This is a genomic window from Brucella pseudogrignonensis, assembly GCF_032190615.1.
Classification (GTDB): Bacteria; Pseudomonadota; Alphaproteobacteria; order Rhizobiales; family Rhizobiaceae; genus Brucella; species Brucella pseudogrignonensis_B.
In genome coordinates this window covers 1339781-1363037 of record NZ_JAVLAT010000001.1, presented here as the reverse complement: position 1 = coordinate 1363037, position 23257 = coordinate 1339781, and the positions used below count along the sequence as shown (strand labels likewise).

Below are 23257 nucleotides of genomic sequence, written 5' to 3'. Positions count from 1 at the left end.
ATCTGCCGGGTAGCATTGAGCAGCATAGTTCGTTCAACCGTCGCGAAACACGACAGAAAAATCTATCCGCGAGCAATAGGTAGCTAAATATGAATTTTCTTATAGTCAAGTAAATATTGACAGTATTCTTAAATTACAAATTAAGTTGTGTCTTTTTGTTAAAACAATATCCGATTTTTTTTCTTCTCCGATTTTACGAAGCTCTAAGTTAGCAAATTTTGAAAGATTATATGGCCTCTCAGAACGGAATTTCTCCGGGAGGGCTTACATACCCCACGGGCGGGGCGTTAGCCCCAAACCGCTTGGGGAGGTGTAGATTATCTGGAGATGAGTTATTGAAAACAATATTATTTTCAACTCCTTGAGACGTATTATTCTCGGATTCGAAAACTGAATTATATTCCTGAACCATCTTCGCAGCCGTGTCTTCATCGACAATTTGCCAGACATCAGGCGTCTTGATCATCTCTTCGCCAGACTTATCAAAAATTGCCAAGCGACCAGATGGACGCTTACTCAATCCGAATCCAGCGGTCTTGGCTAAACCAAAAAAAACCTTTCTAAATTGCCGAACCGTCAATACACACCCGTTACGCTTTTCGACAAGCGTATCAAGGGCAAATTTAAATGCCTTCGCCAGTCCAAGAGCATCCGCAACTTTCTGAATTTCAGCTTCTAGAGGCACATCATTTTCAAAAACGAATTTTGAAACCGCTCCAACCGCGCCGATAGTCTGGCTAACCTCTTCGCCATAGCCATTTTCGGCCAACCTGCGTAGCGGCATAGGCGGTAGCGGGTCGACATCCGTCATCTGGCGATTGATAATCGTCGCCGAATCCGCAGTCTCATCAACATCAAATCCACTCATTTCCCATTCGGTTACCGCCTCGCGTAACCATTTTATTTCAACCTCATCCAAATCTGAATCCGGCCACATCCCCATTGCAATTGCTGCGTGCCATGCCTCAGTCGCGGCAGCATCGGAATGCATGCGCAATTTCTCGTTCAACCGCTCTTTCTGGGGCCTTGTGACCGCCTTGCCTTCCAGCAACTTATTAAGAAGCTCACGCTGTGGATTATCATTCTCATTTTCAAAGGACGTCGGCAGCGCGTCAGGCTCTTCAACCTCGCTGCCGAGCGCCTTAATTTCCGCCCTGATGCCTTCTGCAAGTTTCGAAAACTTACGCACTTCAAGCATGTGACGCATAGCCAGCGCCATTCTGGCGTCTTCCGGCTCGCGGTCGCCACGCTGCGCACATTTCCATAACACATCCCAAATTTCATTCGGCGCACGGCTTGAATCGAGACCAATCCAGGTATGAGTCCGAGCTCGACGAATCCATTTCCATGCGCGATAGCGCTCTGAATCTTGGCTCTCTTTCACTGCCTTCTGTTCACGCTGAAATTCCTTTAATTCGTCACCAGCTAGCTTGCGATCACCAATTTCCTTCTTTCGTGCCTCAAACTTTTTGATGCGCTCTCTGTCGGCCTTCTGTTCCTGTCTGGTCGAATAACGTGCAGCATATCGAGCGGCAGACATCGCGGTTTCTTCCGTGCCATTATTGCCGAGTTTTGGGCTATATCGTTTGTCCTTGTCACCAATAACGCGTGCATCACAGCCACGATCCTGACCTTTTCCGTCATCTTTCAGACGTGTCGAAAATTTCTTGCGAAATTCGTCACAGATCCCCCGTGCTTCTTCCAGTGTTGGCACGGCCAGCAAGATGTGTCTGTGTGGACTTCCTGACTGTTGGGGCTGCCCGCACCACATGCCAGATGGTCTAATTTTCTTGTTCCGTAAAATTTGCAAGACGACTTTCATGTCATCCTGAATCTTCTCTAGCGCTTGCCACGGCCCGAATTCTCGCGGATCGTGATCACTTATGCGCTTGTCTTCATTTGTCGAATGGCACACATATTCGCCTGGCAATGTCACTGTTATCCAGCAGACGTGCCAACCTAACGCTTGCCAACGTTTCAACATCATGTCGATCATCAGGGATCGTTTTGCAGCAGCTTGTTTTTGAGCCTTTTCGTTTAGTTCCACCATGGAAATTTGAACGTTTGGGTCATCGACTTTTACCAGTCGCAAACCTTCCAGTATTTCTTCCGTCAAATCGACATGCTCACGAAAAAGTCCGAGCAAATAGTCGCTTACGTAAGTTGGTCGAGCAAAAGCGTTTCGCCCGCCAACAGCCTTCAAGGCACCCTCAACTCGCAAGATTGTGTTACGCTGCAACTTCACAATTTTCCGCAAATGCCACTTCTCATCACGGCGACGTCTTTGGTCTGGATGCTGATTAATAAGATTGCCATTTTTATCTTTGCACGGCCAATCGAGTGCATATTCAGATGCCTTGTTTGCCGCCATTTCACGAAGTTTTCGTGGCCGAAGGCCAAGCACTTCAAGCCCATCCCATCCCACCAACTCTAAAATTAGCTGCTCACGTTCGTCACGCCGTACATCGGAAAGCTTATCCAGAAAACCGCGCCACTCTGGTGGCAGGAAACGTACAACATCTTTATGTGTGCGCGTCTCTTTCGATAGAATTTTCTGGCATGGAACCGAAAAGTCGACAGTATGGCGAGGAAGCATCCTGCCACGCGTGTTTCCAGCCTCTTCCTCTTCAAGCTCTGCGATATCAAAACGCAGACGCTCTTCCGCAGATAAACAATCTTGGGCTGGCTCAAAAGGCTCAATTCCGCCGACAGTTTCCCTGTCGAACAATTCATTCAAAAAATCCTTCCGAAAGTGCCCACTGCCAAGCCTTGGCGCAGCCGCCAACGCGAGAGCCTGAAAACTCTTCCCCTGTGTAGTTTCGTCAACAAATTTTGCTTCGTGAGGTAGACTATTCTGTGTGCTGGAAAACCGGGTTTCCAGCGAGCGGCTCACCGCTCAAAAAAAGGGGTCTTGCGCATATCTAAGGATTGAATCAGACTCATCTTATTCTCCAAAAGCGCTCCGCAGGGTTCCAGCCCAATGACCGGAGCGTTTTTTATTTCGCCCCGGATTCATCCCAGTGTCAAATCTGGCAAACTTAAACGCCGATCAAATATTTTCTTGCAGCCGACAGAAACGACAAGCACTATAAACATGACGCTTGTACCTCCCGGATCAGCACCAAGCGTTTTCGATATTTGATTTTTCCTGAGAAACGGCTTCCGTACCCCCACACGGAAGCCGTTTTTCGTGATGCCACAAAAAGAAAGAGACACTCGCCGTTGGGCATTCCCTCCGGGATGTTCTTTGAAGAAAGAAATCCCGGAGGGATAATGGAACGATGAAGCGCGCTTCGGCCTGTAAACATTTATTTTAAGAACCGTGGTTCGGCTAAAGCCTGCACCCGCACCACTTCTCAAAATAAATATTGACTGGCCTTCACACGCAAAATTTTGCTTTTCCATTATTCATCATAAGACCATCAATGAAATATAGATGACTTGCTATAAATATTTATTGCTTCAATTATTTTCCTGGCCGCCGAAACTTTTAGAAAGTATAATTATTTATGGCCAGAAATTATGCTTTCCATTGCTAAAAGGAATAAATAAAATGTCAGAAGAAGGTAGAAATATTATAGTTGAGGAAGTTTCCGTAGTAGATTGTGAGGGCGATCTTTATGCCTATTACACAGTTCGAGAACTTGATTCCCAAGACGGCGATATTGTGACTATTGACGGTGCTTGGATCGACTACCATGATGGCCTTTTAGTATTGGTGGACGGTCACATTATTGGTGCTGTTAACGATTACCTGCGCGAAAATCCCATAGATGAAGACCTTCTTGAATCGTACCGAGACGCTTCCGCAGCAAAGTGGAATAGTCAACACGCAGTCGAAATCTGACCCCTTGAAAACGACATATCGGATTCCCCAGTGTGTCAGATCAATCTAAGCCGAATTTAGTTGCAAAGCGGCGTTGCCGTAAAGCAGCACCGAGTGGCCCTTTCAGGGCTGGCCCGCACCATGCAGCTTGACGTCACTTCGCCAGCAACAGACAATTGGCAAGATTTCACAGTCACATAGGAGAACCGACATGAAAAACGTTTTGAAGGGTGCAGCATTCGGAGCAATCCAAGCCGTCGCGGTTATGGGCTTCTGGAGCGTCCTCGCAACCGTCCTTATCGTCTACGTCGCGAAGGGTTTCTAGCCAGTAGCCCATCGCGGTATAGGCATCGCAAAAAGAAAGCCCCCGATTGGGGGCCTTTTTTGTTTCTGGCGTCGCTCTGCTTTCACTGTTCTCTCGTTATGATGCCTGTTGCATCATTGGGGGATTAGGATACCGGAATAGAAATTTGGACGTCGCGCTTGGTGTGCCTGGTTCAACTGGATCAACAGGTGTCGGGTCGTCTACGCCCTCCACCGACACACGGACGATGCCTTGAGCTGTCGCGGTCAGCGTCGAGCAATTGGAACCCACGGGGGCATCCATTCGCTGTAAAATCGAGTAATTGAAATTGACCACTCCGGATTTAGCGGCTTCAGCAGCACTGAAAGCATATTGCCTACCCGCTTCCACTCCTGCGGTACCAGTCTGCACTATGCGTCCTAAATCTGCGTAGGAGCTCGATGGAACGCCACTAACGTTTGACATGGTTGTCTCTAGCACTTTGGTGAAGAAGCCGCCTGCAAACTCCGGAAACTCCTCTACAGAGGCATTCGCAGCTAGCAGTGCAGGCGAAATGTTGACTGTCTCGCCCGCTTTAACCGTTAAATTGATAGTTGGAACAGGTGTCGAGCCATATGGAATCGTCGATTCAGGCTGCAATGCCATTACATTGTAAGTTTTGCGAACACCTTCAGAGTTAATTAGTTCAATAGACCGACTTGATGTCCAAGAGTTTCTTCCGATGCCGGATATTGTTAGGGTGCTGCCCTGCCTGCATAATCGAGTAGCCGTCATCCTCAAGATATTGTTCATCAGCTGGATTCAAGTAAATAGTTGACGAACTAGTGAACGCGATATGGTTATTGATGCCGCATCGTGGGTACACATTGGCCTCTTCAGGCGCAATGAACGCGGGGGCTTCATAATTGACGGTTGTTGACGACGTGAAATCTTTTGTCCCTGTGCTATCAGCAATCGTTACAACAGGCCTAAAGGCTCTGCCTGCCGCCGTATCTGCTGGTGTTGGTGTGAAGGACGTCGTGCAGCGCAGTTGTATCGTTTGATCGATGCATGACAGCGGAGCAACCGTAATACTCGCGCCATTAACAGCGTTCCGAACTTGAATAGGCGAAGACATAGTCACGGGTTTAGCGCCGAATCCCGCCGTGGTGTAATTGGCAGCAATGACTATCTCAACTCTGCCGTCAGGCGCAGACGTCCAAGTTGCTCCAGCATTACCGTTACCAACCGCGTTTAGTCCGTAAATAGTGTAGTGAGATGGATCGGCATGCGCCGCCGTCATGGTGAGTGCTGCGAATGCAGCAGTTAGAATAAGATTTTTGGACATTTTAACGTTCCCCAGCGGCTTGTTGAATTCTCCCCTGTCGCCGCCGCTATGACGACAGGGAGCTTGTTAGTTTTGGTTTTCGTCCTGAGTGTTGGTCTTCTCGGCAGGTGGGGTGCTTAGATTGCGCTGCCCGCCGCCCTGTGGCTGCGGATTGTCATCTTTGGACTTTGGCTTTGGTGCACCCTTGCTTTGTGGCTTCTGGGGAGCGCCAGTGCCTGCGTTGCTGTGAATTCCAGCAACAACCGCAGCTCCTTGGGTCGCTTCGCCCATCGACTGCGAATTGTGCCCAAACCATTGCGCAACTTTTTCGCTCAAATTCATGTTCAAGCTGAACATAAAAACAGCGATTTTCCACTGAACGAACATCGAAATCGCAAAGGCCGCGATGATGCTGCCAACGCCCATCGCATCGCCACCCATCGAGCCACGGAAACCGAACGACCAGACGAACAGGAAAATGTTCAGCACAACCGCGTTTGCGACCCATGATGCCAAGAAAGCGAGCATGTTGATCGGCAAGCGCAGGAAGAGCCCAAACATGATTTTGTAGCCGGGCGTATTGTGCTGGTTAACTAATCCTTCATGGTCAAGTCGCGCATGCATCGCAGCCCATACAATGACTGCAATGGATGCAATGATGAGTTCCAACACGAATGCCGTAATGCCGAAAATTGCATAAATCAGCAGCAGATTAGGCAACACAATTGAAAACATGATGCCGCCGACATAGGAAATCATCATCAGCGGCCAGACAGGTGTCATGCCATATTCGACCATTTTACCGACTGTCGATGACCAGAAGTTGCTTGCACCCGTTGCAGTCAGACCAGCAGCAAACATAAGTTTTGCCCCAGTCATCATGCGGTTTCCCACATTAATCAGATCAGCGACAGGGTCCGGCCTCCACCCATCATAAGCGGTCAGATAGTCGATGATCGGATGAGTGAAGAAATTTAACGCGTCAGCGAAAATGGTGGACTCTTGCTCACCAGCAAACGCCAGGTCATCTCCGGTCAGTTTGATGGCTTTGGATTCTAAGGTGCGCTGATTTTTCAATATACGAAGAGCAAACTGCACTTCTGCTGCGACAGTTCCATTGCTCCATGAAGCGACAGATGGAACGATATGGTAAGGTTTTTCAGATGCGTAAGTGCTAGCCTGTTCGCTCAGTTGGGAAATAACGCGAAAGTAAGAAAAGAAGACTGCGCCGCCAAAAGTTCGAACGCCATCGACAAGTTTCTGTCGCTGTTCTATCTGCCCGGTTGTCGCTTGTTCAGCGGCTGCATCTGCTACAGCTCGCTCATATTTTGCACCAATTTCGTTGAGCTGTTGAGTAAGGTCATCAACAAGGTAGCCCGCCTTCTTATAAGCCTCGACATTGCGCTCGTCTGAATAACCTTCGACGTCGGCTGGCGTCATACCAACTTTGCGAAGTCGTTCAACAATGCCTTTATGAACTTTGAGCGCCCGAACATCTTCAATTAACTGTTTCGCTGCAATACGTCTTTTTGCGCCGAAAGCACCGAAATCTTGTGGGTCGGAAAGCGAGATCGCTCCGCATTCGCTGCCCCAGTCCCAGGTGATTTGATATTTTCCATTGCTTTCTACTATGTTTCCGACAGATGCCGGAGATTTTGGTTGAATGTATTCTCCTATACCTCTTCGTTTTGCTGGCGGAAGCACGTAAAAACACGTCTCTGACAGAGCTACCGACCAAGCGAATTCTTTGCCGTAGATTGCAAGTGGAGTAATCGCATGTCCGTCTTTGATCAGAAAATCGGCAGCCCCAATGGCTACGGCGTTGAAGGTGTTAATTGACGGTGCGGCGACGAACTGACGTAACACAAAATGCGCGGAAGTCAGGCCGTGCATGCCGGGAACAGGAAGCAACAATCCGAAACCGAGAATTACAGCTAATGGCCCCCAAATCTCGTTGTATGAACCTTTGATGGTTTTTCCTTCACGCGCAGCCATCGCAATTGTTGAGATGATAAAGTAGGCCAGTTTCGCCGTAGCGAATATCACCATGATGCCCGCGAAATATCTCAACCCGATCGAGAAACCAGTTGGATGATCGACAGATAAAACGTAGTCAACGGCCTTCCAAACCAGGTCGTCAGATGAAGGTGTTTTGAGGATATCGAGAGCCATTTTCTCTTACTCCTCTTGCGCGTTTGCCACGCCAACCCCAGGCACATCAAAAGTGAAATCATCGAAGATCACTTTGTCTCTTTCCGCTGCAAAACTAGCGATCAGATTCCGCGCAAAACTGTCTTGAATCCGTCCCTCAGAAATCGCTTTCAGCAAGGCTGAGCCGAGTACAATTTTACGGCGTGAATCCAATTTGCGCGCAGCCGTCTTTTCCGACTTCTCAAGCCGCGACAACTCGCTTTCAATTTTTGCTTTGCGTTGCATGAGTTTCTGCAATTTCGGATTCTGACTTTTCAAACTAAATGACATCGATTTTCTCCTGTTTAAATTTCCATCGGCCAATTAAGTCGCCGACAGAATAAGTTTTTAGAATTCAAAAAATGTAGACAACCTAAGTATTAATATACGAAATCGTCATATGTATTTTTGATATCTATAACAATGTTTTGACCACACCTTGATTGTGTCAAGTATCGAAACCAAAATTCTCTTACGACATCAACAACAGCCCACTGCTGTGAAGTGCGCGCTTAAGGGAAAAATTTCCCGCACGTTCTTGCAGAAGGCTTTTGAGATGTCGCAACAGGAGAAAATCAAATGGATCAAATACACTTACACTACACAGAATATCCGACAAAATACTTCTCTGTTTCCGCATTCGGTTTATCGACGGAACAGCTAAAACATTACGCTAAGAGAGCTGGTTTCTTTGTTATAAATTCATCGGACGAGACACAGAAATTTATATCGCGGAAAATAAAACACAAAATATCTCTTTTTCTTACTTTAGAGAATGTCGGGTATCGCATCAGGGTGTCAGTTGGTACTCGTGATATTTTCCCGCCAATCCCCGCGACCCTTCCTGAATCTGCGACCGCGAAAACATGGCTTGGTGACGATGCCTGGTATTGCGGTGGAGGTGCGCAATGACACTAGTTGAAAATCAAATGATCGAGATTCAACCGATCAATAGCCACCCAGATATCCCCGCTGAAATCTGGGTGGCGATGGGCATCCAACTTGTCCTTATGGCGCTCATTTTCTGGCTGATCGGGAAAGGGCTTTCCAAGCTTTCGGCGTACGTCGTGAGGCTGGTTCACGGCTCTAAAGCTGACACCGCAAACAGCAGCGAAGGAGGTGCGCAATGACCGTCAATCAGATGCTTGTTGAAACGTTGTTGATGTTTGCAATTCGGCTCACGCCCATCGCCTGCATACTTTTCTTTATTAGCTTACCGACGTTCCATTTCATGGCGGCGTTGATCATGTTCGTCTTAGCTGCCAGCTATTTTCATGCCGTCCACATCGGCCCGCTGCTCGACGGCATTTTAGGTGACGCGATCGACGAGCTGGGAGGTGCGCAATGACACCTTCCTATGTCCCGATTACCGCAGCAGATTTTGTTGCCCAACCCTCGGCCTGGAGCGAATTCTTATCCAGCGATCTAGGGATACTTGTCCGCTTAGTGACTGTGGCAATCCTCGCTCTTGGGTGGGCCTACTACGCATACTGCGGCTTCATGGCTTGGCGGGCTTTTCGTCTCACACGCCGCCTAGCTGCAACCCCAGAACCCGTCACCACCCGCGACGACGCCTCGTCGCTCAACGACGAATGGGCTGACATCGAAGAAATCATCAAAGCTGAAAACGCTAACTAACCAGAAGGGAAACTAAAATGAACGCAATCAAGTACGATCTTCCAGTTATTGTCACTCATGAGGGCAAAGAATGGCCTGCACGCCTGACTGTGAAAAGGACACCTCAGCGCTGGGATGGAAAATGTTACGTACACCCAGAATTGTATTGCGACATGTCGCAGGTTGCGACTTCTCGCAACGGTGGCTTTGGACCTGAACAAGATCATCGGGATTTTCTCGGTCAAGTGTGCCTAGTCTTCGATTTTGCAGGTGGGTGCGATTTCAAGTTCGTTAACGACGACCGTAAACCTGTCCATGCCGAAAGCGAGGCGGTTCATTGAAAACCTCTCTCGCTTCCGATCAGGCTCTTTACCACGCGCAAGCCAAGGTGTTTCAGCGCTCGAAAGGTCGCTCTTCCGTTGCCGCAGCGGCCTATCGTTCCGGCACCAAACTAACCGACCACCGCACTGGCGAGACATACGACTACCGCAACAAAGGCCACGTAATCAGCAGCTTCATAATGGCACCATCAGACGCCCCTGCGTGGACGCAAGACCGCGAAGAGCTATTTAATCGGGTGGAAGCAAGCGAACGGAAATCCAACGCGACCGTGGCCCGCGAATGGGAAGTCAGCATCCCCAGAGACATCCCCGTAAACGAATGGGAATTCTTCGCCCGCGAAGCCGTTGCACCATGGGTGGACGCTGGAGCCGTTGCAGACATCGCCATCCATGCGCCTCTCGACCAGCATGGCGGCATCAATGTGCATGCGCACATCATGCTCACCACGCGCAAGCTCGATCCCAACACTGATACAGGCTTCTCAAAAAAGAAAAACGACGATCTCCGCAAGCTGCATGAAAGCGGCGGAAAAGACGGCGCAGAAGGCAAATTCGGCGACGCTTTGAAATCCGAACGCGAACGCCTAGCCACCGTCATGAATGATTTTCTGGAACGCGCAGGCTCCCCCCGCCGCGTATCACATTTGTCAAATTCGGCCCGAGGCCTGGATCAAGAGCCAGAACCAACGATGGGCGAACAACGAATTCATACGGCTAACACCCGTAAGAAAGCCGACGTCGTAATCAATGATGTCGCGCAACACCGCAGGCACCGCGCCATGCAAAACGCACTCACAAACCTTGAGGAGGAAATCATGAGTGAATTCCCAAGAATGCAATCCAACAAAGAAAACGGCATCAAGCCAAGGCATCAGCAGAATTTTAAAGCCGACCTTATGCGCAAGCATCTGCCAGACGCAGATTATAACGCGGATGATCTTTACATGGTGGACGTGAAAATCCCCGGTCACACCCGCGTCCAAATGCGCGATGGGGGCTGGCTTGAAGTCGACCATGCTGCCCGACAGGCCACTGTTTATGGCCCTTCAGGTCAAGCTGACACACTTGCAAAAGCAGTAATCAAAGCTGGACACGCAGAAGATGTAACGCGCCTTCCAGAAACTGCCGCCATCACAAAGCGCGGTCAGAAACTCCGCCAGCGCCAGCAAGCCACCCCATCAGGCGATATTCCATCAACCCACAGACTGCCTGAATCCGCCATCGAAAGCATTGCTGATAAGTGGCGTAGCCGAGGCTACACGAACATTCTTGAAGGTCCCGATGGAGTTTATGTCAACTTGGGCGGGACAAGGATTCAAGACCTTGGCACTGAGGTTCGCATTCACGGCAAGACATCCGATCCGGCAATCAACGCACTTCTCGCGAAAGCATCCGATGAATGGGGCGGTGAACTTGAAATATATGGCCGTCAAGAATTCAAAGACCGCCTATGGCTCGAAGCCCAGCGACAAGAAATCAAAGTTTTTGACAAAGACGGCAAGCCTTACGAGCCAAGCCCTGAAATCCGTGCTCAGTTTGAAGCCGACAAAGCAAAACTCTCCGAGCAAGCAATGAATTTTGAGGGCGTGAAAGCCCGAAAAAAGCTGTCAAATCTCCTTCAAGAGGCCGCGACCGGGGACAAGCAAGCTCTCGCAGATTTGCGCGAGCGTGATGCCTATTTGCATTTGTTCCTCACAGAACATCTCGACGCCGAGCAGCTCGAAATCTTCAAACAGCAAAAACCCGAAGACCTTGAGCCACAGTTGGAAGGTTTCCGTGCTTACGGAAAAGACATCGCAGATGACGGTCGCGATAGCGCTGCACCGACGCCAGCAATTGAGCAAGAGCCAGAGCCAAAGAAAACCAAGGCACCACAGCCAGCATAAGGAGACAAACAAATGACTTCAAACCTACACAACGAAATTCACGATCATTTTTCTCTCTTCACAAACCTGTATGGTAAGGAAGACAACCTTGCATTTGTTCATGCGATTTCCGAATTTTATCCAGGGGACGTTACGCCAGTCGGTGGGCTGTATGGCGCTGCGGGGCATTGGTGGCTGGAGGCAAACGGCGAGATCATCGATCCGTTCAATTACGGAAGTGAGTGGCCTCACGATGCTAACAAGCGTGGCATTAAGGAGCTAGAAAAAGCAATTAATCATCACGTTTTCAGCGAAAATATCTACGAGCATAGCGCTGACATTCTATCCATAATCATTGCTGATCAGGACAATGCATTTAGTTTTGAATCCAAAATCGGAGAAAATGACGACTTCGATGAAGATTTTGAGGACGGCTTTGATTTCGCAGATGACGAGCCGCAAGGACTGCGACCATGATTTTCGTGAGTGACGAAATCCAGGTTCAACTCGATACGGAAGCAGCGCAAGCACATAGTTTGCGCCGCTATCTTTATCGCCGGGTGGCTGGCTTGCAGACTCTGGAATGTTCATCTGGAGGACAATACATTTCCGAAGATTTGGCTGTCGCCAAAGCCTTGCCATATCGCAAAACCCGCCAGCAGGGCATGCCGTGGTGTAAATGGTTGGGGCTGGACACATCAATCCATTCCGACCAATTTTTGAATGCATACTGGACGCTTACCGCACCACAAGAAGGCAGCGCCGAGGCTCCATATTTCTGGCAAAAGCAGCTAAAAGAATGCACAAAAGGCCGATTGAAAGCTCTGAGAAAATGGCGCGAGGCTGGCGCTCAAGCGCTTCAACGTGCAGCGCAACAACGCATCGAGCCCATGTCCGACACCGACTTATCAAAGTCTAAAGTAAATCCATTGTTCGCCAAAAAAGGCACTGGAAGTAGACCGTTGAAAGCTCCTGCGAAGACACCGCCGCAACGCGGTCGAGTTCGGGAGGCTTAAAAACAAAAACTCCCGCCGCTCAAATGGGGCAGGAGTTTAGGGGAAATCATGCATTATGCTCACGGTCATCGGCGTCCCCGCCTGTTCCGCACTCATATTAGGCGCACAACGGCCAACTTGGCGCAAGCCCCTTACCACATGCAGTTGCTCTAAAATATCCTGGGTGAGCCGTGCGCATGCACGGCGAGGGCAACGCCCTTTGCCATTTAAAAACTATGTATTGGGTCGTCTAAGGTGTGCTTTTTACAAAGCCTAAGAAGCAAGTGCAACGTGCAAGGCTTCATTTGTTACATATCGAGCATCATCGCCAAGGACGCGCGCTTCTGCAACCAATCTTTTCATACTGTATTCGTAATCGTATATAAAACGATCTTTACTTTCTTTATTTCGAATGCCTAGTATTCCATACCACAACATTAAAGAAAATGCCCGATCTGCATCCTCTTCACTTAGTCCAAATTGAATAAATTTATCAATAAATTCCAGTTTACTCATATTTTTCTCAGCACCTACGAGAGAATAGAGCAACTCAGCTGACAATCCTGAAACGTCCCTTATTTCGTAACCAAAATCGTCGACCAGATAAAGCGAATGTTGCCTTACAGCATCAATACAGTCTACTTCTTCAACTTTTTCATGCCCACGATTTACAGCATTGGATATTGCATTTTCTACGATGTTTATGAGAAATCGCGGCCTCATCAAACAGTGATCAACAAAAAACTCGAAGGAGTCTTGCTGTTTAACTTTTTCAGTGAAGAACTTAATCCAAATTTCATTGAAATTTGTTGCAGTAGACCCCGTTGATGCCTGCAGACGCCTGAAAATGACCTGCTTTAGTTTCGCTCGGTCTGTCCAGTCGATCCGCACCTGTCCAGCTTTACCCCTATCAGGCGTACCCTCTACAAGCATCTCATAGATATCATTTCGAAGAAATACCACTGATAGAAATTCACGCTTCGAAGCTGAAAAGTCACGCTTCAGCTTGTCCAAAGCCTCAACTAGCAGACGTACTAAACGCACATCAAATTCATCCACACCATTGGTGGGCCAGCCTTTATCGATATTATCGAACAACAATGTTACAGTGTCTTGAGGGCCAACGTATTTGAACACGACTCTCTTAAGATCATTGATACCGCCGCGAAAAATCACATTTGTTAGAAAATCAGCTGAAATAGCTTGCCGTCTTTTCTTAGCAGCCTCAACTTCATGTACTACGAATCTGCTTAGTCGATTGATGCGGGTGGTAAAGTCACCACTCTCGTTGATTTGATACGAGTCCAAGACATCATCAATTTCCTTTAGGCTCTCAAGAAGTCTCCCATCCACGCGGGACCTGAATTCAAAGTTACGTTTTATCGTTAGGAGAACCTCCGACAATAGAAGAAAATACCAAAACGCTGCCAACGAATGGTCGAATGCTCCCACATCAACAATCTTGAGCAATTCCTCTCTGAAAAGACTCAGCTGATGTGACTCAGGCTTTAGATCGGTTACAATCGACCCCTTTATGGCTCGAAAAGAATCTCTTGACTGGAAAAAAATGGCAGTTTTGCCAGCGCCTTTTCTTCCGGCAACAACGTTTACTTCTCCACGTAGTGTTCGCAAGAATTCTGATGTCTCAACAAAGTAACTAGATAAAGTTCTAAATTCGTTTTCGGCAGCTGATGCTCCCAATGTCAGTGATTGGAGAGCAGATTTACTGCTTTTCTTGGAAACACGTTGTATCGACTGACTAGCGACCCAGGCCTGCTGAGAGAATTTCTCAATGACCTCGTAAATCGATTTTTCATCTGCAACTGGCGTAATAAGATCTCGATAATCTGCGGGGGCTTCATCAAATCGTTTTAGTGCGATTAGCATTGTCTCTCTGCCCATTCCATGACAGATTCCCGCAGTGAATGCCGCTCGTAGGTTGTGCCTTTTAGCATCTTCTATATGATCGGCGAGGATCGGTAAGACTATCCCTGATGATGCAGATACTTGAGAAATTACTGTCACAGCCGATAGGCGCGGAACTTCTACGGGATCAAAGCTGCGAAAATGTAATTTCGACCCTTTAATCGCCGAAACGATCCAATTTCGGAAGTCGGTCTTTCTCAGGGTGTCGAGGACAAAAAGTGGCTGCTGACTATCAAACTCTCTACTGTAAAGTTCGAGCAATTTATTGTTAGGTAGTTCAGAAAGAATTGCTACCAATTCTTCACTATTCTCGTAAGACTTGTACGCGATATTATCGAACATTCCATCGCGCTGGACATCCACAATCGCACTCTCAAAAGACCTGTTTATAACAGGTGCAATTGCTTTCCCCAAGCCGATTGCATAACCAGCCTCGTAATATACATTTAGGTTTGGACGGGTGATATCAAAGAGAAGGGCCTTGGCGTTCGCGATATTGCTTCGGACATCATCAGGTATCATTGTCCCAAAATTGCCCATCTCCGGCCAAGCAAGTACCGAAGTCTTCCCTAGATTATTAGCACGCTTCACAGCCGCGTCTATCGTCGAGGCTAACTCGTTGGGTTGGCCCGGATAGGCGAAAAAGGCATTAAAAACCCGGTTGTTCATCTAATCCCCGCCGTCGAATCGCTTTTAAATCACCCCAATATCAGAACCTACGCTAACACCATGTTCAGTCGCAAACTCAAAACCACCTATACAATAAGCTTCATCCACGTAAATGCGCGCTCTTTATTTGTTTATAACAATGTTAGACTATTACCTCACCCGGAGCGTAAACGTTCAGATTCGATCTGTCGTCTACGGGAACATTGCGTCAAATTCCCAACAAAGGTCCACCACATCATCATGTGAACCAAGGACGTATGTTGATGGAATCATCATTTGCGCAATTACCTGCGGCCCGTAGAAATCTGCAAGTATTTTTGAGCGACCTACCCGTTTGGCTGTCGTCAAAACGCGGACGAGAGACTTATCTAGGTTGCCGACTGCAGTCCGAGACTTGTTGCGACTCATTTGAAATGATCGACCGCTACGCTGACTGAAGGATCTTTCCTGAGCCAGATCATTGGACGCGAGAAGCATTGATCTGGTAAGCCCTAACCCCAGATCGCCAGTGTAATGTTTTAACTCCAACGCCATCTTGGGCAGCCCACGTGGGTGGACGTTCTTGCGCCGACAGACTTTCGCGACGCTTTCGTAAATCACAGAGATGTCCACCTCGTGGAGAGTGTCAGAGAAGCCACGAAACCTAACAGAGTTGTGTATTTCTATAAAATGCTTGTTGTCCTTTATAAGAGAAAGGTATCCTGGAGCTACGCCAGTGCGGCTATACAAGGAGCCTGGTCCGCCCCTGAATCTCATAGTCGAGGGGCGAGTGTACGACGGATCAATCCAAGTCACCTGCCATCCAAAATTACGCAGAGTCAATCCAATCTCTAACATCAACCAGGCTTCATAGAGCTTTCCCGCAGATTGCCCGGAGGTTGACAAGGGGAAGGCCCGAGCAAGGGCGCTTGCAGCATTCTTGACTTGGGTATCACTGACCATTCAACGTCCCCCCGATCTGAACGGAAGTCTAGCAGGAGGCTCTGGCTTGAGAGAGTCGATAAACGCATTTACCAGGCACATGAATTCGTCAAGCTTTTTAGCATCCTCAACGCTTGGGTGAGGGAAGGGCTGCGTTGCTGTTTCCGACAACATGAATTCAACTGTTGCAACGTCGAACGCGGATGCTATCTGCCTGAAATTAATCGCTGCCCGGCAAGGTGTTTCGATGAAATCAACAACGAAATCCCTGCAAATTTCTAGTTGCTCCTCTTCACTATAAGGCACGAAAAAACCACCATCCTCTTCGTCATCAAGACTGACGGGTTTACCTGTAACAATTTCAGAGCGGATGAATGACGTCACATCCGGATAGTCGTCAATCAATAGCCTAAGCAGCTTGAGCGTTTGCTCACTAATTGGAAACATCCCACTTCCCACACCAATCTTAATATGCATCTGACGTAGCAAAGAGAGGTAAAGAAATCACGTTCCAAGATGAGGGGGGTGCATTGTGTATTATGGTGATTTTAGCTGTTCACGTGGGACGCGAACCTTGATCAAATCACACTCTTGGCAGGCAATGAACTTAATGTAGCACAATGTTAGCAGATTGTGATTGCCAGCCGCTGCAATCTCCAGCGCGCGCTTTGCAGTCTCCTGACCTTTAATGTCAACCAGATCAGGCTGCACTTCGCTTGAAACCCGCATAGAAGGCTCAGGCGGTGTCAGCACCTGTGTGCCTTTGAAATGGTTGGCCAGTGCAATCAGGCTGCGCGGCGCAAGAATATCAATATCCGCCCCCGCCCATGCAGCTTCCGAGCCGCAGGCATGAGGGCAGATCAGGCCCTTATCTTCACGGTTCGCACTGATAGCGGCAGGTAGCACCCCGGCAACAGCCGTAATTGTGCCGTCGAGCGATAATTCACCCAGCACCATGTAGGATTGGATCGCATCAGCCGGGATAGCCCCAATCGCGGCCATCAAGCCGACGGCAATCGGCAGATCATAATGCGAGCCTTCTTTTGGAAGATCGGCGGGTGCAAGATTAATTGTCACCCGCTTGGTTGGCATGGAAAGCCCGGAAGCATGGAGCGCTGCCTGCACTCTCTCTCTACTTTCTGCCACAGCCTTATCTGGCAGGCCGACAATCGACATGCCCATCTTGCCCGGTGCCACCATGACCTGCACATCCACAGGCACCGCCTCTATGCCCTGAAAGGCAACCGTCCCTACCCGCGCTACCATATGCCCCCGCATAACACGCAGCACATCTCAAACGTGAGAAAATGCTTAAATACAACCATACGATTTAAGCATTTTCGATACATGCAATCAAGAGAAAGGCCGATCTGATTGTTTCAGACCGGCCCTTTAAGTTTTCTCTGCGATTGTACGTTACTTACGCTTGGCTTCCACTGCATCCCAGAACAGGGCCGCAATATTGGTGCCGTCGAAACGTTCGATTTCACGAATGCCGGTTGGCGAGGTCACATTGATTTCGGTCATGTAATCGCCAATCACGTCGATACCCACCAGAATGAAGCCGCGTTCTTTCAGTGACGGTCCGATGCGTTCGCAGATTTCGCGTTCACGCGCTGTCAGCAGCGTCTTCTCGGCACGGCCACCGACATGCATGTTAGAACGTGCATCGCTTTCTGAAGGAACACGGTTGATCGCACCGACCGGCTCGCCGTCGATCAGAATGATACGCTTGTCGCCTGAACGCACATCTTTAAGATAACGCTGGGCAATAAACGGTTCTTTGAAGAGCTGGCCAAACATTTCCAGCAGTGAAGTGAGGTTGCGGTCGCCATCGGCCAGATGGAACACGCCCGCACCGCCATTGCCGTAAAGCGGCTTCAGAATAATGTCGCCAAACTCGCGGCGGAATTCCAGCACCTCCTGCGGGTCTTTGGTGATCAGCGTTTCCGGCATCAGGTCCGGGAATTCGGTGACGAAAATCTTTTCCGGGCTGTTGCGCACCCATGCTGGATCATTAACCACCAGCGTCTTGGGATGAATGCGCTCCAGCAAATGCGTGTTGGTGATATAGTTCATGTCGAATGGCGGATCCTGACGAAGCAGCACCACATCCATATCCAGCATGTTGCGACGCATCGGCTCGCCAAGTGAGTAGTGATCACCCTTGATGTCGCGGACTTCCAGCTTTTCAAGACGTGCTGTCACAACGCCATCGCGCATAGAAAGGCGGTCGGGTGTATAATGGTACAACTCATGGCCACGCTTCTGCGCTTCTAGCGACAAAGCAAAAGTGGTGTCACCAGTGATATTGATGGTGCTGATATGGTCCATCTGGACCGCAACTTTTAGCGACATGATTTCCTCGCGATTCTTAGTTGCGGGAACTTAAAACGGTTTCGCCAAGCAACATAGAACTTTCTGATCACTTAAATATTTGCAACTGGATCGTATCGGCCTGCTTGATTATGTTAAAGCAGCATGACCCCGGGGAGGAACAGGTGAGCGCAGTCAAGACAACCATATTTGCCGACCATATTGCTGAGCTGGGCGAAGGCCCGGGCTATGATCCACTGACTGGTCATTGCTGGTGGTTTGATATTCTCGGCCAGCGTCTGATTGAACGAGACGATAGCGGTGAAATCCGCGCGCATGATCTTGGCATGAAAGCCAGCGCGCTTGCAGTGATTGATCGCGAACGGCAGCTGATCGTCAGCGAGCATGGACTGTTTGTACGCGAACGCGTGAGCGGACGCCTCACGCTGCACCATCCTCTGGAAGCCGATAATGATGTCACCCGTTCCAATGATGCGCGTGTGCATCCATCCGGTTCGTTCTGGATCGGTACAATGGGCAAAAAAGCCGAGAAGGATGCCGGTTCGATCTGGTGGTATCGCGAGGGACAGGTGAAGAAGCTTTTCTCTGGCATTACAATCACCAACTCGATCTGCTTTTCGCCCGACGGCAAGATCGCCTATTTTGCAGATACAGACCGCAACATCATTTGGCGGGTCGATACTGATCCCGAAACCGGGCTGCCGACATCGGAAAAGAGCGTGTTTCATCATCGTGTGGAAGATGGTGGCGTCGATGGCTCGGTGGTGGATACCGAAGGAACACTTTGGAACGCCTGCTGGGGTGGCAGCGCGCTCAATGCCTATTCGCCGCAAGGACGGTTGGTCCGCTCAATCAAACTACCCGTGACGCAGCCGACATGCCCGGCCTTTATCGGTGCGGATGCATCGGTTCTGATCGTTACCAGCGCACATGAAGGCATGAATGAAAATGCCCGCAATGCGGATCCGCATGCGGGCAAAGTCGTGTTACTTGATCTTTCCGTCAGTGGTCGTCACGACCCGCCGGTCAGGCTTTAAAGATTAAACGCCTTCGACAATCACGATTTCGCCATCCGCTACAGTCTGTCGGATGGCTTTTGCCGCCTGATATTCCGGCGAATTGTAGCAATCCAGCGCATGTTGCATCGTTTCAAATTCGATGATGACGTTGCGCGCGCGGCCCGGTCCCTCAACAGCCTCAGCTTTGCCGCCGCGCGCGATGAACTTCGCGCCGTAGCGCTCAAAAGCAGGCTTGGCTGTCGAAACATAATCCTTGTAGCGCTCCGTATCACGGGCATCCACGCGGGCGATCCAATAGGCTTTGGTCATGTTGTCCTCCTCGAAATATGGTTATGCAACCGAGCGCATTTCATCGAGAATGGCAAGCGCAGAAGCCCTGCGATCCTGAGCTCCGACAATTGGTCGCGCAACGACAAGATGGCTTGCGCCGGCTTTCAGCGCATCGGCGGGCGTCATAACACGCTTCTGGTCGCCCCTCTCCGCTCCTGCCGGGCGAATACCTGGGGTGACAACCGCCATATCAGGGCCAATGGCCTGACGAATGGCGAAAGCTTCGGCAGCGGAAGCGACAATCCCACCCATGCCCGCATCGCGTGCCTGCTGAGCGCGTTTGAGCACCAGCTCTGCCGGCGTATCGGAATAGCCCGCTTCTTTCAGATCAGCATCATCCATCGAGGTCAGCACCGTCACGCCAAGCAGGCAGAGATCAGAGCCTTGCGCGGCCTGAACAGCCGAACGCATCGCCTTTGGATAAGCATGCAGCGTGAGCATGGAAACGCCCATTTTCGCGACATTTTCCACGCCTTTGGCGATGGTGTTGTCGATATCGAGAAGCTTCATATCGAGAAAGACTTTTTTCTTCGCTGCAATCAGGCTCTTTGCGAAATCAAGACCGCCAGCAAATACCAGCTGATAGCCGATTTTGTAGAAAGTCGCTGCATCGCCAAGTTCTTCGACCACCTTTTCCGCATCAGCAACACTTGGCACGTCGAGGCCCACGATCAGCTGCCCAGATGTTTCGCCCCGCAAGTCTGTCGTCGTCATGGTAATCTCCGCTGTGATTTTTGTTTTATTCGCACAACAGGGCGCGGTACGAAAGATACCGCGCCCTGAAATATGAAAACTATTGATTATTGGCTTATCTATTTGGCCGAATGCGTAATCAGACTTTTGCAAACGCCGCTTAGCATTTTTGCCTGACGTTCGTTTTTGAGCGAGCCGTCCTCGTTGAAAGCATCGGCAGCACCGCTCACAGAGCATTGCTCGGTAATAATCTGCGTGCCGACCGCCATCAGAACAGCGCGGAGGTGATAAAGCCCGCGCATACCAGCAAATGCTCCGTTGGACGTTGAGCATAGCCCGACCGTCAAACCCACATAAGGCTTGAATGGCTTATCGCCATCCTTTGAAATCCGGCTGACCCAGTCAATCGTGTTTTTCAAAAGTGGTGGGATCGATGCATTATACTCCGGCGAACAAATCATCAGCCCGTCTTGCTCAGCCATCAGACGGCCAAGCTTCATGGCGTTTTCAGGAATACCTTCTTCGGCTTCCAGATCTTCATTCATAATCGGCAGCGGATAATCGGCTAGCGTTATGCGCGTGACCTTCGCACCCTGTTGCGTGAGTTCTTTTTCAGCTGCATCAGCCATATGAGCCGAAAATGCACCTATGCGAATAGAACCCGCGAAAACGAGAATTCGTGCAGTCATTGTTTCTCCAAATATCAGGTGATCGGGCGGCGATAGACCCAAAGCTGTGCGGGCGGAACGTTGCGCACGACAAAATCATAATGCTGCACGGTATAATTGCCTTTACCAGCAGGCACCGGAGGGCGTGGGCCATAGGTGATCTGGATCAGCGGACGCCCACGCGGAATGCGCGACAAAAGATCTTCCATGAGTTGAATACGGCTTGGCATTGGGAAATTCAGCATCGGCACGGCTGAAACAATGCTGTCGAACTGCTGATCTCTCATAGAACCAAGTGCAGTATCGAGATCAAACACATCGCCCTCGATGATATTCACATCGGGATAGGCTTTTTCGAGATGTTCGACAAAAGCAGGAGAATATTCGATCGAGTAAAGATCGGATGGCTTCACGCCATGTGCGAGAATGGCTTTGGTGATAACCCCTGTACCCGGTCCGAGTTCAAGAACAGGCAAGCCTGATTTTGTATCTATAACGCTCGCCATACGACGCGCCGTAATCGAACTTGTCGGCAATATTGCGCCAACCGCTTTGGGTCCGTCTATCCAACCTTTGAAAAAACGGATTTCCTCATCGAACTTAGCGGCCAGTTTCCTGCCGAGTTGTCCTGCCATTCTTACTGCTCCCATTGTCGTTATCAGACAAGTTATCCGTATCAGTCCAAAAATCAAAACTGATTTTTGGAACGAGCGATGCGGCATTTTCAACGACCTCAGTGTCATTTATGCGGCCAACAGATCATAAAACACTATTTTCAGCCATTTAGTATCAATTCCACAGTTAAAAGACCGCATGACATGCTCCTCAGTGATAGAGGCAACCTTCTGAACGCTTCACAGTGCCTCTTTAACCGAAAACAGAGACACGCTTTTCTGGACGCGCGATCAGCACAACAAGATCAGCAGTAAACATAAAAAAAGGAGCCGAATGGCTCCTTTTTTTAATCACTTATTCCTTCAAAAAACTCCTTCATCCGGGAGAAGAAGCCTGACGATTTCGGGCTATTCTCCTTGGACGAGAGTTGTTCAAATTCCTCAAGCAATTCGCGCTGACGCTTGGACAAGTTCTGCGGTGTCTCAATATCGATCTGGATATAAAGATCACCGGTCGCCTGCTGGCGCAGAATCGGCATGCCCTTACCTTTGAGGCGGAACTGCTTGGCGTTCTGCGTCCCTTCCGGCACTTTGACGCGGGTCTGGGTGCTATCAAGCGTGGAAACTTCAAACTCACCACCCAGCGCCGCCGTCGTCATCGAAATCGGCACTTTGCAATAGAGATCCGCGCCATCGCGCTGGAAGAACTCATGCGGTTTGACCGAAAGGAAGATGTAGAGATCACCCGACGGTCCGCCGCGCGTTCCAGCTTCGCCTTCGCCTGCGAGACGAATACGGGTGCCGTCTTCAATGCCAGCTGGAATATTGACCGAAAGCGAGCGTTCCTGCGTGACACGGCCCTGACCATGGCATTTACCGCAAGGATCCTTGATAATCTGACCGCGGCCGTTACAGGTCGGGCAAGCGCGTTCAACCGAGAAAAAGCCCTGCGCTGCACGCACACGACCAGCGCCACCGCACGTTGTACACGTGGTTGGCTGGGAACCCGCTTTGGCACCGGAACCCGAACATTCATCACACGTTATCGAGGTCGGAACCCTGATCTGCGCAGCCTTGCCTGTAAATGCTTCTTCAAGGCTGACTTCCATATTGTAGCGAAGGTCGGCACCGCGTTCGCGTCCGCCATTTGACCGGCGACGACCGCCGCCCATCATCTCGCCGAAAATATCTTCGAAAATGTCCGAAAAACCACCAGCGCCGCCAAAGCCACCGCCGAAACCACCGCCACCCATGCCGCCATTTTCAAAGGCTGCATGACCGTAACGGTCATAGGCTGCGCGCTTTTGCGGGTCTTTCAGCGTTTCGTAGGCTTCGCCGATTTCCTTGAACTTGCGTTCCGCATCCGGGTTGTTCGGATTGCGATCCGGATGATATTCCATCGCAAGCTTACGAAAGGCACTTTTAAGAACCTTATCGTCTGCTGTTCGCTCCACACCCAGAGCTTCGTAATAATCGATTTTCATAGTTCGTTATCCCGACGGCCGGAGCGCGTCCAACACGTGCGGCTCCACGGTCCCATTTCGTGCAGACATGTGTTTGCCTGCTGGACTATTTTTAGTTTTGTCCGTCCGGTGCAACCGTCCCGAAAGGCCGCAAAAGCCCGGGAGTGACCCGG

At 49.7% G+C, this 23257-nt stretch carries 24 protein-coding genes and 1 pseudogene; 9 read left to right on the top strand and 16 right to left on the bottom strand.

The window, feature by feature from the left end; all coding sequences use genetic code 11:
* Positions 1-238 precede the first annotated feature (238 nt).
* Together RI570_RS21655 and RI570_RS06635 are read right to left on the bottom strand one after the other, a co-directional pair.
* Positions 239-2737, bottom strand: a complete 2499-nt coding sequence (locus RI570_RS21655) for a replication endonuclease (protein WP_409558623.1) — start codon at positions 2735-2737, stop codon at positions 239-241.
* 275 nt (positions 2738-3012) lie between these two features.
* The gene (locus RI570_RS06635) at positions 3013-3405 is read right to left on the bottom strand and encodes a hypothetical protein (RefSeq protein WP_313827626.1); all 393 of its coding nucleotides are present in this window, start codon (positions 3403-3405) and stop codon (positions 3013-3015) included.
* A 31-nt stretch (positions 3406-3436) separates the two neighbouring features.
* Between RI570_RS06635 and RI570_RS06630 the strand changes: the two genes are divergently transcribed.
* Positions 3437-3847 (top strand): hypothetical protein, encoded by a 411-nt coding sequence (locus RI570_RS06630; RefSeq protein WP_313827624.1) that lies wholly within the window; start codon positions 3437-3439, stop codon positions 3845-3847.
* Positions 3848-4247: 400 nt separating this feature from the next.
* Here the strand turns inward: RI570_RS06630 and RI570_RS06625 are convergent, their stop codons facing one another.
* The 4 genes from RI570_RS06625 to RI570_RS06610 form a co-directional block, all read right to left on the bottom strand.
* Positions 4248-4595 carry a hypothetical protein gene (locus tag RI570_RS06625; RefSeq protein ID WP_313827622.1) on the bottom strand — a complete coding sequence of 116 codons (348 nt, stop codon included), beginning with the start codon at positions 4593-4595 and terminating at the stop codon, positions 4248-4250.
* A 220-nt stretch (positions 4596-4815) separates the two neighbouring features.
* Positions 4816-5457, bottom strand: a complete 642-nt coding sequence (locus RI570_RS06620) for a hypothetical protein (protein WP_313827621.1) — start codon at positions 5455-5457, stop codon at positions 4816-4818.
* A 66-nt stretch (positions 5458-5523) separates the two neighbouring features.
* Entirely contained in the window at positions 5524-7608 is a 2085-nt protein-coding gene (locus RI570_RS06615) for a DotA/TraY family protein (RefSeq protein ID WP_313827620.1), read from the bottom strand.
* Between the two features lie 6 nt (positions 7609-7614).
* On the bottom strand, positions 7615-7917 hold the full coding sequence (locus RI570_RS06610; protein WP_313827618.1) for a hypothetical protein: 303 nt from the start codon (positions 7915-7917) through the stop codon (positions 7615-7617).
* A gap of 617 nt (positions 7918-8534) precedes the next feature.
* Between RI570_RS06610 and RI570_RS06605 the strand changes: the two genes are divergently transcribed.
* The 7 genes from RI570_RS06605 to RI570_RS06575 are packed head-to-tail and all read left to right on the top strand — an operon-like array spanning position 8535 to position 12465.
* Positions 8535-8756: a hypothetical protein gene (locus tag RI570_RS06605; protein WP_313827617.1), complete on the top strand. Its 222-nt coding sequence runs from the start codon at positions 8535-8537 to the stop codon at positions 8754-8756.
* Positions 8753-8974, top strand: a complete 222-nt coding sequence (locus tag RI570_RS06600) for a hypothetical protein (RefSeq protein WP_313827616.1) — start codon at positions 8753-8755, stop codon at positions 8972-8974. The genes RI570_RS06605 and RI570_RS06600 overlap by 4 nt, the downstream gene beginning before the upstream one ends.
* Positions 8971-9264, top strand: coding sequence for a hypothetical protein (locus RI570_RS06595; RefSeq protein ID WP_313827615.1), 294 nt, complete (start codon positions 8971-8973; stop codon positions 9262-9264). The genes RI570_RS06600 and RI570_RS06595 overlap by 4 nt, the downstream gene beginning before the upstream one ends.
* Before the next feature lie 17 nt (positions 9265-9281).
* Positions 9282-9584 carry a hypothetical protein gene (locus RI570_RS06590; protein ID WP_313827613.1) on the top strand — a complete coding sequence of 101 codons (303 nt, stop codon included), beginning with the start codon at positions 9282-9284 and terminating at the stop codon, positions 9582-9584.
* Positions 9581-11470 (top strand): MobA/MobL family protein, encoded by a 1890-nt coding sequence (locus tag RI570_RS06585; RefSeq protein ID WP_313827612.1) that lies wholly within the window; start codon positions 9581-9583, stop codon positions 11468-11470. Before RI570_RS06590 ends, RI570_RS06585 begins: the two co-directional genes overlap by 4 nt.
* A gap of 12 nt (positions 11471-11482) precedes the next feature.
* Positions 11483-11926, top strand: coding sequence for a hypothetical protein (locus RI570_RS06580; protein ID WP_313827610.1), 444 nt, complete (start codon positions 11483-11485; stop codon positions 11924-11926).
* Positions 11923-12465, top strand: a complete 543-nt coding sequence (locus tag RI570_RS06575) for a hypothetical protein (protein WP_313827609.1) — start codon at positions 11923-11925, stop codon at positions 12463-12465. The genes RI570_RS06580 and RI570_RS06575 overlap by 4 nt, the downstream gene beginning before the upstream one ends.
* Positions 12466-12717: 252 nt before the next feature.
* Here RI570_RS06575 and RI570_RS06570 read toward each other — a convergent pair whose 3' ends face one another.
* From RI570_RS06570 to gshB, 5 genes and pseudogenes are all read right to left on the bottom strand, one after another.
* A complete protein-coding gene (locus tag RI570_RS06570; RefSeq protein ID WP_313827608.1) occupies positions 12718-15039 on the bottom strand; it encodes a P-loop ATPase, Sll1717 family in 2322 nt (773 codons plus the stop codon).
* Positions 15040-15231: 192 nt separating this feature from the next.
* The gene (locus tag RI570_RS06565) at positions 15232-15981 is read right to left on the bottom strand and encodes a hypothetical protein (protein ID WP_313827607.1); all 750 of its coding nucleotides are present in this window, start codon (positions 15979-15981) and stop codon (positions 15232-15234) included.
* Positions 15982-16407 carry a hypothetical protein gene (locus RI570_RS06560; RefSeq protein WP_313827606.1) on the bottom strand — a complete coding sequence of 142 codons (426 nt, stop codon included), beginning with the start codon at positions 16405-16407 and terminating at the stop codon, positions 15982-15984.
* A gap of 177 nt (positions 16408-16584) precedes the next feature.
* Positions 16585-17226 (bottom strand): annotated as a pseudogene (locus tag RI570_RS06555) (magnesium chelatase domain-containing protein); the annotation flags it as partial.
* Between the two features lie 150 nt (positions 17227-17376).
* Complete coding sequence (gene gshB / locus RI570_RS06550) at positions 17377-18318, bottom strand: glutathione synthase (RefSeq protein WP_313827605.1); 942 nt, start codon at positions 18316-18318, stop codon at positions 17377-17379.
* A gap of 143 nt (positions 18319-18461) precedes the next feature.
* On the opposite strand from gshB, the gene RI570_RS06545 reads away from it, so the two are divergent.
* Positions 18462-19334, top strand: a complete 873-nt coding sequence (locus RI570_RS06545; RefSeq protein WP_313827604.1) for an SMP-30/gluconolactonase/LRE family protein — start codon at positions 18462-18464, stop codon at positions 19332-19334.
* A 3-nt stretch (positions 19335-19337) separates the two neighbouring features.
* On the opposite strand, the gene RI570_RS06540 is transcribed toward RI570_RS06545, so the two are convergent.
* The 5 genes from RI570_RS06540 to dnaJ all read right to left on the bottom strand — a co-directional run bounded on the left by RI570_RS06540 (position 19338) and on the right by dnaJ (position 23105).
* Complete coding sequence (locus tag RI570_RS06540; protein ID WP_007872716.1) at positions 19338-19625, bottom strand: DUF1330 domain-containing protein; 288 nt, start codon at positions 19623-19625, stop codon at positions 19338-19340.
* Positions 19626-19646: 21 nt separating this feature from the next.
* Positions 19647-20360: an orotidine-5'-phosphate decarboxylase gene (gene pyrF, locus RI570_RS06535; protein ID WP_313827603.1), complete on the bottom strand. Its 714-nt coding sequence runs from the start codon at positions 20358-20360 to the stop codon at positions 19647-19649.
* 98 nt (positions 20361-20458) lie between these two features.
* Complete coding sequence (locus RI570_RS06530) at positions 20459-21028, bottom strand: NAD(P)H-dependent oxidoreductase (RefSeq protein WP_313827601.1); 570 nt, start codon at positions 21026-21028, stop codon at positions 20459-20461.
* Between the two features lie 14 nt (positions 21029-21042).
* Positions 21043-21642: a phospholipid N-methyltransferase PmtA gene (gene pmtA, locus RI570_RS06525; protein ID WP_250039386.1), complete on the bottom strand. Its 600-nt coding sequence runs from the start codon at positions 21640-21642 to the stop codon at positions 21043-21045.
* A 326-nt stretch (positions 21643-21968) separates the two neighbouring features.
* Entirely contained in the window at positions 21969-23105 is a 1137-nt protein-coding gene (dnaJ, locus tag RI570_RS06520; RefSeq protein WP_313827600.1) for a molecular chaperone DnaJ, read from the bottom strand.
* Positions 23106-23257 lie beyond the last annotated feature (152 nt).

Coding starts and splice junctions, on each gene's coding strand:
- RI570_RS06635 (WP_313827626.1), bottom strand. CDS start 3,405: ATGGAAAAGCAAAATTTTGCGTGTGAAGGCCAGTCAATATTTATTTTG.
- RI570_RS06630 (WP_313827624.1), top strand. CDS start 3,437: ATGACTTGCTATAAATATTTATTGCTTCAATTATTTTCCTGGCCGCCG.
- RI570_RS06625 (WP_313827622.1), bottom strand. CDS start 4,595: ATGTCAAACGTTAGTGGCGTTCCATCGAGCTCCTACGCAGATTTAGGA.
- RI570_RS06620 (WP_313827621.1), bottom strand. CDS start 5,457: ATGTCCAAAAATCTTATTCTAACTGCTGCATTCGCAGCACTCACCATG.
- RI570_RS06615 (WP_313827620.1), bottom strand. CDS start 7,608: ATGGCTCTCGATATCCTCAAAACACCTTCATCTGACGACCTGGTTTGG.
- RI570_RS06610 (WP_313827618.1), bottom strand. CDS start 7,917: ATGTCATTTAGTTTGAAAAGTCAGAATCCGAAATTGCAGAAACTCATG.
- RI570_RS06605 (WP_313827617.1), top strand. CDS start 8,535: ATGACACTAGTTGAAAATCAAATGATCGAGATTCAACCGATCAATAGC.
- RI570_RS06600 (WP_313827616.1), top strand. CDS start 8,753: ATGACCGTCAATCAGATGCTTGTTGAAACGTTGTTGATGTTTGCAATT.
- RI570_RS06595 (WP_313827615.1), top strand. CDS start 8,971: ATGACACCTTCCTATGTCCCGATTACCGCAGCAGATTTTGTTGCCCAA.
- RI570_RS06590 (WP_313827613.1), top strand. CDS start 9,282: ATGAACGCAATCAAGTACGATCTTCCAGTTATTGTCACTCATGAGGGC.
- RI570_RS06580 (WP_313827610.1), top strand. CDS start 11,483: ATGACTTCAAACCTACACAACGAAATTCACGATCATTTTTCTCTCTTC.
- RI570_RS06575 (WP_313827609.1), top strand. CDS start 11,923: ATGATTTTCGTGAGTGACGAAATCCAGGTTCAACTCGATACGGAAGCA.
- RI570_RS06570 (WP_313827608.1), bottom strand. CDS start 15,039: ATGAACAACCGGGTTTTTAATGCCTTTTTCGCCTATCCGGGCCAACCC.
- RI570_RS06565 (WP_313827607.1), bottom strand. CDS start 15,981: ATGGTCAGTGATACCCAAGTCAAGAATGCTGCAAGCGCCCTTGCTCGG.
- RI570_RS06560 (WP_313827606.1), bottom strand. CDS start 16,407: ATGTTTCCAATTAGTGAGCAAACGCTCAAGCTGCTTAGGCTATTGATT.
- gshB (WP_313827605.1), bottom strand. CDS start 18,318: ATGTCGCTAAAAGTTGCGGTCCAGATGGACCATATCAGCACCATCAAT.
- RI570_RS06540 (WP_007872716.1), bottom strand. CDS start 19,625: ATGACCAAAGCCTATTGGATCGCCCGCGTGGATGCCCGTGATACGGAG.
- pyrF (WP_313827603.1), bottom strand. CDS start 20,360: ATGACGACGACAGACTTGCGGGGCGAAACATCTGGGCAGCTGATCGTG.
- RI570_RS06530 (WP_313827601.1), bottom strand. CDS start 21,028: ATGACTGCACGAATTCTCGTTTTCGCGGGTTCTATTCGCATAGGTGCA.
- pmtA (WP_250039386.1), bottom strand. CDS start 21,642: ATGGCAGGACAACTCGGCAGGAAACTGGCCGCTAAGTTCGATGAGGAA.
- dnaJ (WP_313827600.1), bottom strand. CDS start 23,105: ATGAAAATCGATTATTACGAAGCTCTGGGTGTGGAGCGAACAGCAGAC.